This is a genomic window from Halomonas jincaotanensis, assembly GCF_018448785.1.
GTDB lineage: Bacteria > Pseudomonadota > Gammaproteobacteria > Pseudomonadales > Halomonadaceae > Halomonas > Halomonas jincaotanensis.
The window spans coordinates 93,539-109,239 of the sequence record NZ_JAHCLU010000009.1; the positions used below are offsets into that span (position 1 = coordinate 93,539).

Sequence of the window (15,701 nt, forward strand, 5' to 3'; positions counted from 1 at the left end):
TTGTCGATGCTGTCGGTGTTCGTGCCGACTTTTTTCCTGGTGTCGCTCACGCCCGGCATGTGCATGACGCTCTCCATGGTGCTGGGAATGACGCAGGGGGTGAGGCGCAGCCTGTGGATGATGGCCGGCGAGCTCTGTGGCGTGGGGTTGGTGGCCGCCGCCTCGGGGGCCGGGGTCGCCGCGCTCATGCTGCGACAGCCTGAACTGTTCGCGGTATTCAAGTGGCTGGGCGGGCTCTATCTGGCGTATCTGGGGATCATGATGTGGCGCAGCCGCGGGCGCATGGCGATTCCACTGGACAGCATGGAGATGCCGCCAGCATCGCGGGGCCAGCTGGCGTTGCAGGGATTCGTGACGGCGGTGGCCAACCCTAAGGGCTGGGCCTTCTTCGTGGCGCTGTTGCCGCCGTTTCTCGATGCCGGCCGCCCCTTGTTCGGCCAGTTGACGGTACTGGTCGCGCTGATCCTGAGCATCGAGTTTGTCTGTCTGCTGCTCTATGCCGCTGGCGGGCGCAGCCTGCGACGTCTGCTCGGGGAAACGCGCAATCTGCGGCTGCTCAACCGCTTCGCCGGTTCGCTGATGATCGGCGTGGGTGGCTGGCTGGCGCTCGGCTAGACGGGCGCCAGCCAGGCCACGCGGGCGCTGACCAGGGCCAGCGAGGCGACCACCAGCAGCGGCCAGGGGCAGGGCGCCAGCGAATGCCGTGGACGCCGCAGCCAGGCCAATTGGACCAGGGCGCAGACCACCAGCCCGAGCAAGGCGCCTCCGATCAGGTCGCTGAGCCAGTGCACCCCGATCATCAAACGCGACAGTGCCATGGGCACGATGATGGCGATGGCTCCCCAGTAGGCCCAGAAGCGATGGCCGGGTGAGAGCTCCCTCGCGATGAAGGCGGCCGCCATACCGAACAGGACCACTGCGGTGGAGGTGTGGGCGCTGGGGTAGGCCAGCGAGTCGGCGAGATAGTCTGGGGCGTGGGGTCGCTCGCGACCGATGACGGCCTTGCCGAGCGTATTGAGAACGGCAATCCCGATCAGGCCGCCCAGGACATGACCCAACGCCGCCAGTTGCCGTCGCCACAACAGCCAGACGCCCCATGGTAGCGCCAGCATCACGATGCCCAGCCAGTCACCGACTTTCGCCAGGCCTTGCCCCAGCCCTTCCATCCAGGGAAAGGCCAGGGAGGCCAGCAGGTCGTGCAACCGCTGGTCCATCGCCAACGGCCCCTGGTGATGGATAATCACCAGCGTCCAGGCAGAAAGCGCCATCAGCGAGAATAACAGCAACAGCCATGAAGCCAGCGGCGGGTCCCGGTCGTGAGGCGCCGAAAGCAGACGCCATAGGCGTCGCCCCTGGGGATGCTGGCGCGCCAGCCAATTCAGGCCGCGATAGACGAGGCCGCTGCGGTGGGTCTGATGGCGAAGCCAGGAGAATATCACCGCCAGGATGACGATCATCACCCCCAAGCCGATCAGCCAGTGCTCCATTGCTTCCGGCATGTCGAGGCGTTCCTGCCAGGTGCGTCCCAAAAGATAGCCGGGCAATACATAGGCGGGCGCCCAGAGAAGGGCCGAGAGCAGGTTGGCTAGCGTGAAGGTGCGCGGAGACATCTGCAGCATGCCGGCGATCATCGGGATGACGGGGCGAACCGGCCCCACGAAGCGTCCGAGGAAGACCGAGAAGGTGCCGTAACGCTGGAAGAAACGCTCGCCGTGAGCGATCCACTCCGGATAGCGGGATAGCGGCCACAGCCGATTCACATTTTCCCGCTGCGTATAGCCCAACCAGAAACTCAGGCCGTCGCCGAGGATGGCGCCGATAAAGGCGACCAGAATCACCGTGACGGGCGCCAGCTCCTGGTGACCGGCCAGTGAGGCGCTGGCCGTGATCAACACCACGCCGGGGACCAGCAGGCCGATCAAGGCCAAGGATTCCACCAGGGCGATGGTACCGATGATCAATAATAAGAGCCCTGGTGAAGGGGCAAGCTGGTAGAAGGAATCTAAGATGTTCACGCCGGTTGGGCATCCCTCGCGGAGACGGTCATGTTTCGGCCAGCCGGTGGGTGCTCGCAATCAGCCGCTGTTCGAAACGCTCGGTGGTTTCCTGTGGCTGCAGCAGGCTCATGGCCAGGCGACACTCGATGGGGCCCGTCTCGAGCAGGATCGTGCGTTGCAGCGCCTCTTCCAGGCGCTGGCAGACCATCAATGCCCCGTTTTCACTGGTGTCCGAGAGTACGAGCCAGAAGTCTGCCTGGGACTCGCGACCCAACAGGTCATGGTCGCGGCAGCGTCTGGACACCTCGTGACAGAGGCTGTCGAGCAGCGCCTGGCGAGCGGCGGGTCCGAACTGTTCGCCAGCCATGTCGAGTTGTGGCAAGTGTATCAACACCACGGCGAGACGCTGCTCGAGATGCAAGGCCCGCTCGCACTCACTGTATAACCGATCATGTAGGGTCTGTCGGTTCAGCGCAGGGCATTCCGGATCGTTAGGGGCGGTCGCCTGCAACAAGGCCTGTTGTCGCAAGGCTTCGCGCGGCGCCAGGCTTGCGACCACCACCAGTGTCAGGTAGCTGAGTATCAGGTCTATCTCTTGAAGACCGTCGCCCAACCACAACCACATGGGTATCGACAGGATATTAACCAGCGTCGCTGGCCCAAGGGGCAGCAGCAATAGCGTCAACACAGGTGGCATGCCGATCCACAACGGCGCCGGAAGGGACTGCCGGGGGAGTTCCATGGCGATCAGTAGATACCCGCACATCAACACCAGGAAGGCCGATGCCCGCGAATGGTCCTTGTAGCCGAGGCGCAGCAGGGCGGCCAGCAGCATCACCGGAGCCAGTAATGTCGGTAATAGAATGCTCGCGTAGTGGCCCATCAGATAAAGCCACAAGGCATGTGCGACGAGCAGCAGAGCGCCCGCCAGATAGGCCATGACATGCAGCGTACGTTGCCAGGTTGCTGAATCACGCATAGGCGGATTCACTGACCACGATGAGGCTCTCATGCTGGGAGACAAGGGCATGGCATTCTTCGCTCAATGACTCGACTCTCGACAAGGGCAAGGCGCGACACTTGGCTGATGGGTCGAGACTCCGCAGCAGGCGCTGGCGTCGCGATGTCGACTGGTTGGAATCCTGGCTGAGCAGCAGTGCGGCAAGGGTGCAGCTGTCGATGCGGTAGCAACTTTCGAAACGCCGCGTAAGACTGCAGAGCTGCCTGGCCAGTACCCATAGCTGATGGCGCTGGGTGCGCAGCAACAAGAGCTCGGCATGGACCTCCTCGCGCTGCGCCCGGGAGCGTTCGCGGACCAGATCGCTTTCAAGCTGTTCCTTGGGCCATAGCCTCAGTTCGGGTACCAGACGCATGCGCTGACGTGCCTGTCCATGGAGCTGCTGTAGCCCACATTGGCGAGCCAGGCCGAGGATCAGCAGGCCAATGAGAACCAAGCCGGAGAGCACGGCCTGGTCCATCGATATCCATGACAGTTGCGACCACCAGCTCAGCAGGGCGAGCAAGGCTGTCAGGGTCGCCAACCAACGCGGCTGGGGCAGCATAATCAGCATCGCCCAAACCCATAGCCAAAGGGGATAGCGGTCGGGCGCGACCCACAAAAGCCCAGTCAGCAATAGGCTGGGCAACAACTGCCAGGGAAGCATGGCCGGACGGCGATGGCTAAACTCCAGCAGGCTGGCGGTTATCCCCAGCCATCCTGCTGAAAGCCAGAGCAGCAGGGCGCCGGACAGGGTGTCGGCAGTGGCGGCGAGCAATGCCAGAAGAAGGCCAGCCAGCAGAAGATTGCCTCGAAACAGGCCAATCCTGTGAATGCTCTTGCCGATTTTGTACTTGCTCTGCATGGTGGCTTAGTATGGTTCCCTTCCCGATTATCGGCACAGTATAACGTTCACGCGTCCTTTGTCTTAGCAAAGGCGCCTCAGTCTCAGCAAAGGCACTTCAGGAGATACGCAACGGCATGGCAGCTCAATCCTCACGTCCGACCTGTGATCCCGCGATACCGGCTATCGAGCATGTCGATGCCTACGTGGACGGCTTGGGTTTGGCCGCCAGAAAGGCCGCCATACAGATGCGTCGCGCCCCTACTGCCATGAAAAATGCGGCCCTGTCGGCGATGGCCGAGCATCTGCGGTCTGCCAGGCATCTGGTGCTGGAGGCCAACCAGCGCGACTTGTCGCGTGGACGCAGCCATGGTCTGGATGCTGCACTGATCGACCGCCTGGCACTGGACGATACCCGCCTGGATGCAATGATTGAAGGGCTTGCCCAGGTGGCGGCGCTGCCGGATCCGGTCGGCGAGATCGATGGGCTACGTTCCCGCCCCAGCGGTATCCAAGTTGGCCAAATGCGCGTACCGCTGGGCGTGATCGGCATCATCTACGAATCACGGCCCAACGTCACCATGGAAGCGGCGAGCCTGTGTCTCAAGTCAGGCAATGCCTGCATCCTCCGCGGTGGGTCCGAGGCAAGCGAATCCAACAAGGCCATCGCGACCTGCATCCGATTGGGGCTTCTCGATGCCGGCTTGCCGGAAACGGCGGTACAGGTGGTGGCTACCCCCGATCGGGCGGCAGTAGGGCGCCTGATCAGCATGCCCGAATATGTCGATGTGATTATTCCGCGAGGCGGCAAATCATTGATCGAACGCATTTCCCGTGAGGCGCGAGTGCCAGTGATCAAGCATCTTGATGGTGTCTGTCATGTCTATCTCGACGCCAGCGCCGATCCTCTGAAGGCATTGGCCATCGCGATCAATGCCAAGACGCATCGCTATGGCACCTGCAATACCATGGAAACCCTGCTCATCGATGCCCCACTGGCCGAGGAGATGCTGCCGGCTCTCGCGGCGGGTTACGCCGAGCATGGTGTTGAATTGCGCGGCTGCGAACGAACACGGGCGATACTCGGCGATGTCGTCGCGGCCACCGAGACCGACTGGTATGCAGAATATCTGGCGCCGGTGCTTGCCGTCAGAGTCGTTGAGGGCATCGACGCGGCCATTGCCCATATCGAGCGTTACGGTTCGCATCATACCGATGCCATTGTCACCGAGAATTACGCTCTGGCCCGACGCTTTCTGGCCGAAGTCGACTCGAGCTCGGTGATGGTCAATGCCTCGACGCGGTTCGCCGATGGTTTCGAGTATGGCCTGGGGGCTGAGATTGGCATCTCGACTGACAAGCTGCATGCCCGTGGTCCAGTGGGCCTGGAAGGACTTACCACTCGCAAGTACGTAGTGCTCGGTGATGGCCAGGTGCGTCAATGACCGATAAGGGTCACGCTTCACGCTCTGACGGCAGCGGGCTATCGACACCTCCCCGTATCGCCATGCTCGGCGGCACTTTCGATCCTGTCCACCTCGGTCATCTGCGCAGTGCCGTGGAGATCGGTGAGGTACTGGGCCTCGATCGTGTGCACATGGTGCCTGCGGCGAAGCCGCCGCTGCGGGGCGAGCCCAGCGTTACCCCGTTGGAGCGGATGGCCTTGTTGTGTCTGGGGATCGGTGATACGCCGGGACTGGTCGCTGATTCGCGAGAACTCGACCGCGAGGGGCCTTCCTATACCGCCGAAACCCTGGCTTCGCTGCGCGAGGAATTCGGACCTACCGCGCGGTTGGTCATGGCCGTAGGGCACGATGCCTTCTTGCGCCTCGCGGATTGGCACCAGCCGGAACGGCTTTTCGATCTGGCGCATGTGGTGGTGATCGATCGTCCCGGTCACGACACGCCGCTGTCGTCAGCGCTGCGCGCCATGGTGGCCGACCGCGAGGTAGAGCATCCGCAAGCCCTGATGGCGTCGCCAGCGGGTCAACTGTTAAGGCTCCGCCTGCCCACGCGAATGGCTATCTCGGCCACCGACGTGCGTCATCGGCTGGCAAGCGCGGCTAGCGTTCGCTATCTACTTCCCGACGCGGTGGAGGCGCGCATCCACGACGATGGCCTTTACCGGTCATGACACGCTGTCAGCATGGCAATGAGTGGGTACAATGGGGACAAGCGACGTCGCTTCAACGAGAGGCTAATACCAAGGGCTATGCATATCGACACACTCAAGACGCTAGCAGTGGATGCGCTGGAAGAACTCAAGGCCAAGGATATCGGTCTGCTTGATGTTTCTCGCCTGACCAGCGTCACCGATCTGATGGTCATTGCCAGCGGCACCTCGACACGCCATGTGGCGGCACTGGCCAACAATCTTGTCGAGAAGGCCAAATCGGCAGGGCTGCAGCCGCTAGGCGTCGAGGGCGAGAATGGTTCCGATTGGGTACTGGTCGACATGGGGGAGATGGTCATCCATGTGATGCTGCCCGAGACCCGCCAGCTTTACGATCTCGAGCGCCTCTGGGCCGATCTGCCCGACGATGCCGAGTCGCTGATCAGGGCAGAAACCTATCACCGCGGTGAGGCCAGGGGCACGTGAGAGTTCGCTTGCTGGCCGTGGGAAATCGCATGCCGAGTTGGGTCACGGCGGGTGTCGAAGAATATCGAAAGCGATTGCCGCGTGATTTCGCCGTCGAGGTTGAGGAGATCTCGCCGGGCAATCGTGGCAAGAATGCCGATACGGGTCGTGCCGTCGCGCGGGAAGCCGAGCGGATTCGTGGCCGGCTCAAGGGCGGTGAGCACCGGGTGGCCTTGGAAGTCGGTGGATGCCTCTGGAGCACCGAGGAGCTTGCGCTGGAAGCTGAAACCTGGCGTCTGGCGGGGCGAGACGTGGTGCTGATGGTAGGCGGCCCCGACGGGCTGGACGCCTCGCTTTCCGCTGAGGCGGACCAGCGCTGGTCGCTGTCCCCCCTTACGTTGCCGCATCCGCTGGTGCGCATCCTGCTCGCCGAGCAGCTCTATCGTGCCTGGACACTTCTGGTCGGTCATCCCTATCACCGTTGAGTTTCCGTTCTCCCGCTGCCCGAGGCCGACCTTCGTTGCGTCGACCGTGGCGGCTGCCAAGGTCATCTGCCACCATGCATGAATCACCCGACAAGCTGAAGAGCCCCGAGCAGGAGCTGAGAATCTTCCGGGTGCGTTCGCTGGTCGCCGCCTTAGTCGTGATCGCGTTGACCGCTCTGTTGATGGGCCGCCTGGTTTACCTGCAAGTCGTCCAGCATGAGGTTTACAGTACCCGCTCGGAAAACAACCGGGTCAGAGTGGAGCCGTTGCCACCGACGCGAGGGCTGATCTACGACCGTAACGGGGTGCTGCTCGCCGAGAATCGCCCTACATACAACCTCACGCTGGTGAGAGAGCGCGCCGATAACCTGCCCGCCACTCTCGAGTTGCTGGAAACGTTGCTGGCGCTCTCCGCTGACGAGGCCAAGGCATTTCGCGCACGTGTCAGCCAACCTCAGCGACCCTTCGAGCCCGCCTTGTTGATGAGCGATCTGAACGAGCAGCAGATTGCCCGGCTGGCGATCAATCGACACCGACTGCCCGGCGTCGAAGTCGAAGCCCAATTGCTACGCTATTATCCCGACGCACCGATGCTGGTCCATGCCCTGGGGTATGTCGGTCGCATCAATACCGATGAGCTGAAGTCGCTCGACGCGGGACGCTATGCCGGAACTCACTTCATCGGCAAGACCGGTGTCGAGCGCTTCTACGAGGACGCGTTGCATGGGCAGTCCGGCCTGCGCCAGGTCGAGACCAACGCTCGCGGCCGCGTGCTCAGTGAACTGGGTCGCACCAACCCGGTGCCGGGTAAGGACATCACCCTGACCCTGGACAAGGAGCTGCAGTCGCTAGCGTTCGATCTGCTCGATGGGCGACGCGGCGCCATTGTCGCCATGGCGCCGGCGACCGGTGAGATACTGGCCATGGTGTCGGTACCCGGCTACGACAGCAACCAGTTCGTGACCGGTATCGATGTTGGCTCTTACCGTGAGCTGCAGCACGACCTCGATCTCCCCTTGTTCAATCGCGCCATCCGCGGCCAGTATCCACCCGGCTCGACCATCAAGCCTTTTCTAGCCATGGCCGGGCTGGCGGAAGGGTCGATAACCCCGGAAAAGACCATCCACGATCCCGGGTATTTCCAGTTGCCGAATGATTCGCGTCGTTACCGTAATTGGTTGCGCTGGGGCCATGGACGAGTCGATCTGGAACGCTCTATCGCCGTCTCCAACAATACCTACTACTACACGCTTGCCCACGAGTTGGGGATCGATCGGCTCCACGATAGGATGCGCGATTTCGGCTTCGGTCAGCGTGTGGGTCACGATATCTTTGGTGAGAGCAACGCCTTGATGCCATCCAGGGAGTGGAAGCGTGACCGCTTCGGACAATCCTGGTATCCCGGCGAGACGCTCTCGGTGGGTATTGGTCAGGGGTACTGGCAAGTCACCCCGCTGCAGTTGGCGACGGCCACTTCGGTGCTGGCCAACCGAGGCGAATGGGTCAAGCCGCGTATTGCCAGCCGTATCGGCGATGAGGATGTGCCGGTCGAGCTAGCTGACACTCCGCCGGATCTCGAACTCGCCAATGAGGCGTGGTGGGACAGGGTGTTCGCCGGTATGGAAAAGGTCGTTTCCGGCAGCGAAGGGACGGCTCGGCGCACCGGGGTGGGGCTCGAATACCGCATGGGGGGTAAGTCGGGTACTGCCCAGGTGTTCTCCCTTGGACAGGACCAGCGCTACGAGGCCGATGAGTTGGCGGAGCGCCTTCGCGATCATGCGTTGTTCATTGCCTTTGCTCCGCTGGATGATCCCCAGATTGCGGTGTCGGTTATCGTCGAGAATGCCGGTGGTGGTAGCACACATGCCGCACACCTGGCCCGTGCGATGACGGACGCCTGGTTGCTCGATGAGGACGAACAGCCAGATGCCGAAGAGGTTCGCGAAATCCTGGAGAGCGACGATGGCAATGTGGCGGGAAACTGAAGGGTGGCAATGATCGACTTGTCACACAGGCTCCGTGGCCATCCCGTTCGGCCGCCCGCCAGCGGGATCGCGCGTCGTCGGAGCTTCTGGGAACGCCTTCATCTCGACCCGTGGCTGTTGGGCATGCTGTTGCTGCTGATGCTGGCCGGTCTGGTCGTGCTCTACAGCGCCAGTGGGCAATACCTTCAGGTACCCATCGCCCAGGGTGTTCGGTTTGGCGTGGCCCTGACAGTCATGCTGGTGCTGGCGCAGTTCTCGCCCGCGACCTTCCAGCGCTGGGCCTTCCCGGCCTATCTTGCTGGCCTTCTGATGCTGGTGGCGGTGGAGCTCATCGGCGACATGGGCATGGGGGCTCAACGCTGGTTGGTGATTCCCGGGCTTATCCGTTTTCAGCCCTCTGAGCTGATGAAGCTGGCGATGCCGATGATGGTGGCGTCGTATCTCTGTCGCCGTGAGTTGCCGCCCCGCGTCAGGGACCTGGCAGTCTGCGCCCTGCTGATCGGCATGCCGGTAGTGCTGATAGCGAAACAGCCCGATCTCGGCACCTCACTACTAGTGGCGACTGCGGGGGTGTTTGTCGTGCTGCTGGCAGGGCTTACCTGGCGCTTCATTGCCGGTCTGTCGTTGCTGGCCACCGCTGCGCTGCCGCTACTGTGGATGAACCTGCACAATTATCAGCGGCAGCGAGTCCTGACCTTTCTTGATCCCAATAGCGATCCATTGGGTTCCGGCTGGAACATCATCCAGTCCACCACCGCCATTGGCAGTGGCGGCCTGATGGGGAAGGGATGGCTGCAAGGCACGCAGTCGCAGCTGGAATTCTTACCCGAGCGCCACACCGATTTCATTGTCGCGGTGCTGGGGGAGGAGTTTGGTCTGGTCGGCATGCTGGCATTTTTGGTGCTCTACCTGATGATCGTTATTCGCGGCATCGTGTTGGCAGGGGGAGCCAAGAATACCTTCGGCCGTCTACTGGCCGGCAGTATTATCCTTACTTTTTTCATATACGTCTTCGTCAACGTGGGTATGGTGAGCGGTATCCTGCCGGTGGTTGGGGTGCCGCTTCCCTTGGTCAGCTTCGGGGGAACCTCCAGCGTGACCTTGATGGCGGGTTTCGGTATTCTCATGGCGATTCACACCCACCGCCGACTGCTTCCGCGCTAGCACCACTTTAGCGTTACCCTGCATGAGCAGGAGGCATGACACCTTTCAGGTTCTTATTTTCATCGGGAAGAGGTAAAAGCATGACGGTGAGCCGTTCACGAAGGTGGGTACAAGGCATTATCGCTACAACCAGCCTGGCATTTTTCTCGTTGGCAACGCCTGCGGCGACAGATTTTGACCCAAGCGAACACCGCGGGGCCAGGTTGCTTGTCGATGAGCTGGCTGGCCAGGGTATTCAGCGTCGCTGGCTTGAGGACGCGTTGCGTGGAGCTGAATACCAGCAAAACGTTCTGGAGGCGATGGAGGGCGCGGTGGAGAGACGGCTGCGCTGGGATGAGTACCGAGCCATCTTCCTGACTCCCGAGCGGATTCAGAGTGGCGTCGGTTTCATCGAGGCGCATCGTCGGGCGTTCGAGCGTGCCGAGGCGGAGTTCGGCGTGCCGCCCGAGGTCATCGCCGCGATCATTGGCGTCGAAACCAGCTATGGGCGCTTCACCGGTAGCCATCGGGTGCTGGATTCCCTGGCGACCCTGGCTTTTCACCATCCACAGCGTGGGGATTTTTTCCGCGGCGAACTTGCGGCTTTTCTTGAAATCACTCATGAGCAGAACGTCGATCCCGGCGACTTGATGGGCTCCTACGCCGGCGCGATGGGCTATCCGCAGTTCATTCCCACCAGCTATCGAGCCTATGCGGTTGATTTCGACGATGACGGGGTGCGCGACCTATGGACCAATCCCGTGGATGCTATCGGTAGTGTCGGCAACTACTTCGCGCGACACGGTTGGCGGGCCGGCGAACCCATCTATCAGGAGGCCAATGGGCCTGTAGCGCCACCCGGGGGCATCGAATTCAATCGAACGGACAAGCCCTACCGCAAGGTCGCCGAACTCGCCGAAAAGGGGATCCGTCCCGAGGCCGAGATGGACGCGGCGCAGGAAGTCATTCCGCTGGCGCTGGAAGTCGACGAAACCACCTGGCGCTATCGTTTCGGTCGTGACAACTTCTACGTCATCACTCGCTACAACCACAGCCACCTTTATGCGATGGCAGTGACCGAACTCGCAGAATCGATTCGCGACTCGCTTGGCTTGCAGACGGTGCCGCTGGTGATATCTGCCGATGACGAGGAGGCGAACTCATGATCCGTCAAGCACTGTTGCTGGGGCTCGTATTGCTGCTGGTCGGGTGCTCGGGCGGTGGGGGCTCACGTCCTTCTGCGAGCGGCCAGGTGGGCGCCGACAGCACCGCTGCCTCGAGCGGCGAGCGCTATGCATTAAGCGGGGATGCCTATCCGCAAGACCCGCCGGATGTCAGCGAGGTGCCGAATGCCGAGCCTAGACGCGAGCCGCTGTCGCGGGGTGGCAATCGTTCACCGTACGAGGTGTGGGGGAAATCCTACGAAGTGCTCGCCGATGCCAGTGGCTACGTGCGTGAAGGGAAAGCCTCCTGGTACGGTGAGAAATTCCACGGTTATGCCACCTCCAACGGCGAAATCTACGACATGTATACGATGAGTGCCGCGCATCGTTCGCTACCCTTGCCGAGTTTCGCCCGCGTGACCAGTCAGAATAACGGTCGCTCAGTGATCGTGCGTGTCAATGATCGCGGCCCCTTCCATAGCGAGCGTGAGATCGATCTTTCCTATGCCGCCGCCGCTCGCCTGGATATTCTTGATCGCGGCACTGGGCGTGTCAGGGTCGAGGCGATCGATGTGGATCAATGGCTTACCAACAAGGCGACTACCGCCCAGCCACAAGCTCCGCCGGCCTCGCCGGTACCCGCATCGGTCGAGGTGGGGTCTGCGGTACCCTCGACCCCTAGTGGTAATGATGTGCACGATGCCGAGGAAGGTGTCTTCCTCCAAGTGGCCGCGTTGGGCTCCGCCGAGAGTGCCAAGGCGCTGAAGACGCGCCTGGAAAGCGAGCTTTCGCAACCGGTGCGTGTCGCCAGCGTGACTGGAACACACCGCGTTCAAGTGGGCCCATTGAGCCATGTGGATCAGGCCAATCCGGTGCGGGACCAACTGCGCCGCGCAGGTTTTGCTCAAGCCTTCATCGTTCACAGCGAAGATTGACTTACGGCTTCATAAAGAATTTCTGATATTTTCGACGAGAATTGCCCCATGAAAGTGTTTGCTTCTGTTCTATCCGCCATACGGCATCCAGCATCGCTATGCCTGTGCGTGATATTGACTGCCTTGCCGGCCCTGGCCCAGCCAATACCCACAATGATTCCTTCGCCGCCTCAGCTCGCGGCCAGCTCGTGGATTTTGATGGATGCCGACAGTGGACGAGTACTGGTGGATCATAACGCCGATGAGCGCCTGCCTCCGGCCAGCCTGACCAAGCTGATGACCGCCTATCTCGTTGAGCGTGAACTCGACCGCGGCAATATTGCCCTGGATGATATGGTGGATATCAGCGAGAAGGCGTGGCGCACCGGTGGCTCCAAGATGTTCATCGAAGTTGATACCCAGGTCCCGGTGGAACAACTGCTCAACGGGATCATCATTGCCTCTGGCAACGATGCCAGTGTTGCCATGGCGGAGTATCTGGCGGGTGGCGACGCGCCCTTCGCCGACATGATGAATCAGCACGCTACCCGGCTGGGGATGGAGAACACCAATTTCGTCAACGCCACAGGCCTCCCGGGGGAAGAGCATTATTCCTCGGCACGTGATATGGCATTGCTGGCCCAGCACATCATCAACGATTACCCCGAGCACTACGCCATCTACGCCGAGAAGGAATTCTCCTACAACGACATCAGTCAGCCGAATCGTAACCGCTTGCTGTGGCGTGACCCGAGCGTGGACGGCCTCAAGACTGGTTGGACGACCGAAGCAGGCTATGGCCTGGTGGCGTCTGCCAAGCGTGACGACATGCGCCTGATCTCGGTGGTAATGGGCACCGACTCTGAAGAGGCGCGAGCACAAGAGACACAAAAGCTGCTCAGTTACGGTTTTCGATATTTCGAAACAATGGAGCTTTACGAACGGGGTGCCGTGCTCAACATGCCGCGTGTCTGGGGGGGTGACAAGAACGAGCTGCGAGTCGGAGTCAGCCAGGATATTCATATGACGGTACCGCGGGCCCGCAATGATGAGCTTGCCGCGCATCTTGACCTGCGTCCTGATCTAATGGCTCCCATCAGCGCGGGTGACAGCGTAGGCACGCTGGAGGTCCGCCTGGGGGACGAGGTCGTTGGTGAGCGTTCGTTGGTCGCGCTGGAAAGTATCGAGGAAGGGGGGATATTCAAGCGTCTTTTCGATCAAGTGCAACGTTTTTTCACTAATCTGTTCTCGAATCTTGTCGGCGACTGGTTTGATTGATGCCAGTCGCCCAAACCAAGGCCACTTGCATGATTCTGAGAGGCCGGTTAAAGCACGTGGGATTGACACTCTTGATAGCAATATTTCTGGTGGGTGAAGGATGAACAACAAGCCACTACGTGACCTACGCCAGCCGGTAGCCACCCGGCCTGGCAGCAAGCCGCCCGTCATCACGTTTCCGTGCGATTATCCGATCAAGGTGGTTGGGGATGCTGCGGAGGATTTCGCCGCCGTCGTGTGTCAGATCGTCACTCGGCACGATACGACGTTCGATGCCCAGGGGCTCGAGGTGGTGGCGAGCCGCAACGGTCGCTTCCAGTCGGTGCGCCTGACCCTTCGGGCCACCGGTGAAACGCAGATCAAGGCGCTGTTTACGGATCTCAAGGCCACTGGTCGTGTTCACATGGTGGTCTGATGACATGGTGGTCTGATGACATGGTGCTCTGATGATAGGAAAAGCCGATGAACGCCGGTGACATGCCTATCGTTGTCTATTCTCTCGGGCGTCGTTCCTATCAGCCGGTATGGGAGGCGATGCGCCAGTTGACCGATACGCGTGACCCGAGCACCGACGACCAGTTCTGGCTGGTGGAACATGAGCCGGTGTTCACCCAGGGGCAGGCCGGCAAGCCGGAACATATCCTGTTTCCGGGCGACATACCGGTGGTTCAGACAGATCGCGGTGGGCAGGTGACCTATCACGGCCCGGGACAGGTCGTGCTGTATCCACTGTTGGATGTACGTCGCGCCCGTCTAGGCGTGCGCGACCTGGTGACAGCGCTGGAGCGTGCGGTGGTTGCCGTGCTGGCCGAGCAAGGCGTTATCGCTCATGCGCGCCCGGACGCACCTGGCGTTTATGTCGGTAAATGCAAGATCGCTTCTCTGGGACTGCGCATTCGTCGCGGCGCCAGCTTTCACGGGGTGGCGCTCAACGTCGATGGGGACCTGACCCCGTTCACCCGCATCAATCCCTGTGGTTATGCCGGCCTTGCCATGACCCGGTTGGAGGACCACGTCTCGCGATGTCCCGATACGTCAGTTATCGGCGAGCGCCTGGCCGAGTGTCTGGCCGATGCGTTGGGGCGACGCTTGCGATACGTTCCGGCGCAGCCCCAATCTGACAACCTCGAAGGGAGCCGGCAAACCGGTAGTGGGCACGACGAGTCTCTCAGCCAAGGTGACTAACTGGGATCCGGTTCGGGTCTGGCGCTTGGCCAGGTACATCGGCCGGTGAGGCGAGTCCGAGATTATTGTTCTCGAAGACCCTGTCGGCGCGGTAACTGGAGCGTACGAGAGGGCCAGAGGGCACTTCCATGAAGCCCTTTTCCAGGCCCAGCGTCCGGTAGCGATCGAATTCCTGCGGTGTGACCCAACGCTCGACGGGTAAGTGGTTGCGTGTGGGCCTGAGGTACTGACCCAAGGTCACGATGTCCACGCCGATGGCGCGCAGGTCGTCGAAGGTGGCCAGGATCTCATTCTCGGTTTCGCCAAGGCCGAGCATCAGGCTGGTCTTGGTGATCACGTCGGGCCGGTACCGCTTGGCGTGGGCCAGCACATCGAGTGTCTTCCGGTAGCCTGCACGTGGATCGCGCACGCGGCGAGTCAGCCGTTCAACGGTTTCCACGTTCTGGGCAAAGACTTCCAGCCCGGAATCGACCACGCGTTCAATTGCCTCAGGAACGGCGTCGAAATCCGGTGTGAGCGCTTCCACTACCACGTCAGGCGTGCGTGACTTAATGGCACGAATGCAGTCTGCATAGTGGGTGGCGCCACCATCGGGTAAATCGTCACGGTCCACCGAGGTCAGCACGATGTAGCGAAGCCCCATGAGCTCGACCGATTTGGCGGTATTCTCGGGCTCCTCCAGGTCTAGCCAGCCACGCGGGTTACCCGTATCGACGGCACAGAACCGGCAGGCGCGTGTACACACCGATCCCATCAGCATGATGGTAGCGGTGCCGTTGCTCCAGCACTCCCCCATGTTGGGGCAATGGGACTCGGCGCACACAGTGCTGAGGCGGTGCTTGGCGACATTTTTCTTGACCGCTTCGAAGCGCTCCCCACCGGGAATCTGGGCACGCAACCACTGAGGCTTGCGCCCGAGGGCATGACTTTCCTCGGCCTGCTGTCGCTGCTTCATGCCATCCTTGATGACACTCATACCATGCTCGTTACGGAATTTTTCACCGCTAGGCACGTGTCTCGGGGTATTGTCGCTCATAGAAGGCGAGCCTCTTCACTCGGCGACTGCCTCTCCTGTCCGACTAGTTGAACGTCGCCATGTGGTATTACAGAGGCGTGTTCAACAAGGCGCAAG

16 protein-coding genes are annotated in these 15,701 nt (G+C 61.3%); 12 read left to right on the forward strand and 4 right to left on the reverse strand.

The window, feature by feature from the left end; translation table 11 throughout:
• Positions 1 to 6: 6 nt before the first annotated feature.
• Positions 7 to 615 (forward strand): LysE family translocator, encoded by a 609-nt coding sequence (locus KG088_RS10140; protein ID WP_406565601.1) that lies wholly within the window; start codon positions 7 to 9, stop codon positions 613 to 615.
• On the opposite strand, the gene KG088_RS10145 is transcribed toward KG088_RS10140, so the two are convergent.
• From KG088_RS10145 to KG088_RS10155, 3 genes are read right to left on the reverse strand one after another with little or no spacing between them, the layout of a single operon-like run.
• Positions 612 to 2,015, reverse strand: coding sequence for a bifunctional DedA family/phosphatase PAP2 family protein (locus KG088_RS10145; protein WP_213825406.1), 1,404 nt, complete (start codon positions 2,013 to 2,015; stop codon positions 612 to 614). The two genes, KG088_RS10140 and KG088_RS10145, sit on opposite strands and share 4 nt — an antisense overlap.
• A gap of 28 nt (positions 2,016 to 2,043) precedes the next feature.
• Complete coding sequence (locus KG088_RS10150) at positions 2,044 to 2,976, reverse strand: GGDEF domain-containing protein (RefSeq protein ID WP_213825407.1); 933 nt, start codon at positions 2,974 to 2,976, stop codon at positions 2,044 to 2,046.
• Entirely contained in the window at positions 2,969 to 3,859 is an 891-nt protein-coding gene (locus KG088_RS10155) for a hypothetical protein (RefSeq protein ID WP_213825408.1), read from the reverse strand. Before KG088_RS10155 ends, KG088_RS10150 begins: the two co-directional genes overlap by 8 nt.
• A 116-nt stretch (positions 3,860 to 3,975) precedes the next feature.
• Here KG088_RS10155 and KG088_RS10160 point away from each other — a divergent pair, with 116 nt between their 5' ends.
• The 11 genes from KG088_RS10160 (at position 3,976) to lipB (ending at position 14,569) form a co-directional block, all read left to right on the forward strand.
• Positions 3,976 to 5,283: a glutamate-5-semialdehyde dehydrogenase gene (locus KG088_RS10160; protein ID WP_213825409.1), complete on the forward strand. Its 1,308-nt coding sequence runs from the start codon at positions 3,976 to 3,978 to the stop codon at positions 5,281 to 5,283.
• A complete protein-coding gene (gene nadD, locus KG088_RS10165) occupies positions 5,280 to 5,972 on the forward strand; it encodes a nicotinate-nucleotide adenylyltransferase (protein ID WP_213825410.1) in 693 nt (230 codons plus the stop codon). Before KG088_RS10160 ends, nadD begins: the two co-directional genes overlap by 4 nt.
• 78 nt (positions 5,973 to 6,050) lie before the next feature.
• Entirely contained in the window at positions 6,051 to 6,437 is a 387-nt protein-coding gene (gene rsfS, locus KG088_RS10170) for a ribosome silencing factor (RefSeq protein ID WP_213825411.1), read from the forward strand.
• Entirely contained in the window at positions 6,434 to 6,901 is a 468-nt protein-coding gene (gene rlmH / locus KG088_RS10175; protein WP_213825412.1) for a 23S rRNA (pseudouridine(1915)-N(3))-methyltransferase RlmH, read from the forward strand. Before rsfS ends, rlmH begins: the two co-directional genes overlap by 4 nt.
• Positions 6,902 to 6,975: 74 nt before the next feature.
• The gene (mrdA, locus tag KG088_RS10180) at positions 6,976 to 8,886 is read left to right on the forward strand and encodes a penicillin-binding protein 2 (protein ID WP_213825413.1); all 1,911 of its coding nucleotides are present in this window, start codon (positions 6,976 to 6,978) and stop codon (positions 8,884 to 8,886) included.
• Between the two features lie 9 nt (positions 8,887 to 8,895).
• Positions 8,896 to 10,050, forward strand: a complete 1,155-nt coding sequence (gene rodA / locus KG088_RS10185) for a rod shape-determining protein RodA (RefSeq protein WP_213825496.1) — start codon at positions 8,896 to 8,898, stop codon at positions 10,048 to 10,050.
• Between the two features lie 203 nt (positions 10,051 to 10,253).
• Positions 10,254 to 11,195, forward strand: a complete 942-nt coding sequence (gene mltB / locus KG088_RS10190; protein WP_319941416.1) for a lytic murein transglycosylase B — start codon at positions 10,254 to 10,256, stop codon at positions 11,193 to 11,195.
• Positions 11,192 to 12,127 (forward strand): septal ring lytic transglycosylase RlpA family protein, encoded by a 936-nt coding sequence (locus KG088_RS10195; RefSeq protein ID WP_213825415.1) that lies wholly within the window; start codon positions 11,192 to 11,194, stop codon positions 12,125 to 12,127. Before mltB ends, KG088_RS10195 begins: the two co-directional genes overlap by 4 nt.
• Positions 12,128 to 12,175: 48 nt before the next feature.
• Entirely contained in the window at positions 12,176 to 13,384 is a 1,209-nt protein-coding gene (locus KG088_RS10200; protein WP_213825416.1) for a D-alanyl-D-alanine carboxypeptidase family protein, read from the forward strand.
• Positions 13,385 to 13,484: 100 nt separating this feature from the next.
• Entirely contained in the window at positions 13,485 to 13,799 is a 315-nt protein-coding gene (locus KG088_RS10205; protein ID WP_213825417.1) for an HP0495 family protein, read from the forward strand.
• A 47-nt stretch (positions 13,800 to 13,846) separates the two neighbouring features.
• Positions 13,847 to 14,569 (forward strand): lipoyl(octanoyl) transferase LipB, encoded by a 723-nt coding sequence (gene lipB / locus KG088_RS10210; protein WP_213825418.1) that lies wholly within the window; start codon positions 13,847 to 13,849, stop codon positions 14,567 to 14,569.
• On the opposite strand, the gene lipA is transcribed toward lipB, so the two are convergent.
• The gene (gene lipA, locus KG088_RS10215) at positions 14,553 to 15,605 is read right to left on the reverse strand and encodes a lipoyl synthase (RefSeq protein ID WP_213825419.1); all 1,053 of its coding nucleotides are present in this window, start codon (positions 15,603 to 15,605) and stop codon (positions 14,553 to 14,555) included. The two genes, lipB and lipA, sit on opposite strands and share 17 nt — an antisense overlap.
• Positions 15,606 to 15,701: the final 96 nt, after the last annotated feature.

Excerpts from the sequence above, each read along its gene's own strand:
- KG088_RS10140 (WP_406565601.1), top strand. The coding sequence starts at position 7 with ATGCTGTCGGTGTTCGTGCCGACTTTTTTCCTGGTGTCGCTCACGCCC.
- KG088_RS10150 (WP_213825407.1), bottom strand. The coding sequence starts at position 2,976 with ATGCGTGATTCAGCAACCTGGCAACGTACGCTGCATGTCATGGCCTAT.
- KG088_RS10155 (WP_213825408.1), bottom strand. The coding sequence starts at position 3,859 with ATGCAGAGCAAGTACAAAATCGGCAAGAGCATTCACAGGATTGGCCTG.
- KG088_RS10160 (WP_213825409.1), top strand. The coding sequence starts at position 3,976 with ATGGCAGCTCAATCCTCACGTCCGACCTGTGATCCCGCGATACCGGCT.
- nadD (WP_213825410.1), top strand. The coding sequence starts at position 5,280 with ATGACCGATAAGGGTCACGCTTCACGCTCTGACGGCAGCGGGCTATCG.
- rsfS (WP_213825411.1), top strand. The coding sequence starts at position 6,051 with ATGCATATCGACACACTCAAGACGCTAGCAGTGGATGCGCTGGAAGAA.
- mrdA (WP_213825413.1), top strand. The coding sequence starts at position 6,976 with ATGCATGAATCACCCGACAAGCTGAAGAGCCCCGAGCAGGAGCTGAGA.
- rodA (WP_213825496.1), top strand. The coding sequence starts at position 8,896 with ATGATCGACTTGTCACACAGGCTCCGTGGCCATCCCGTTCGGCCGCCC.
- KG088_RS10195 (WP_213825415.1), top strand. The coding sequence starts at position 11,192 with ATGATCCGTCAAGCACTGTTGCTGGGGCTCGTATTGCTGCTGGTCGGG.
- KG088_RS10200 (WP_213825416.1), top strand. The coding sequence starts at position 12,176 with ATGAAAGTGTTTGCTTCTGTTCTATCCGCCATACGGCATCCAGCATCG.
- KG088_RS10205 (WP_213825417.1), top strand. The coding sequence starts at position 13,485 with ATGAACAACAAGCCACTACGTGACCTACGCCAGCCGGTAGCCACCCGG.
- lipB (WP_213825418.1), top strand. The coding sequence starts at position 13,847 with ATGAACGCCGGTGACATGCCTATCGTTGTCTATTCTCTCGGGCGTCGT.
- lipA (WP_213825419.1), bottom strand. The coding sequence starts at position 15,605 with ATGAGCGACAATACCCCGAGACACGTGCCTAGCGGTGAAAAATTCCGT.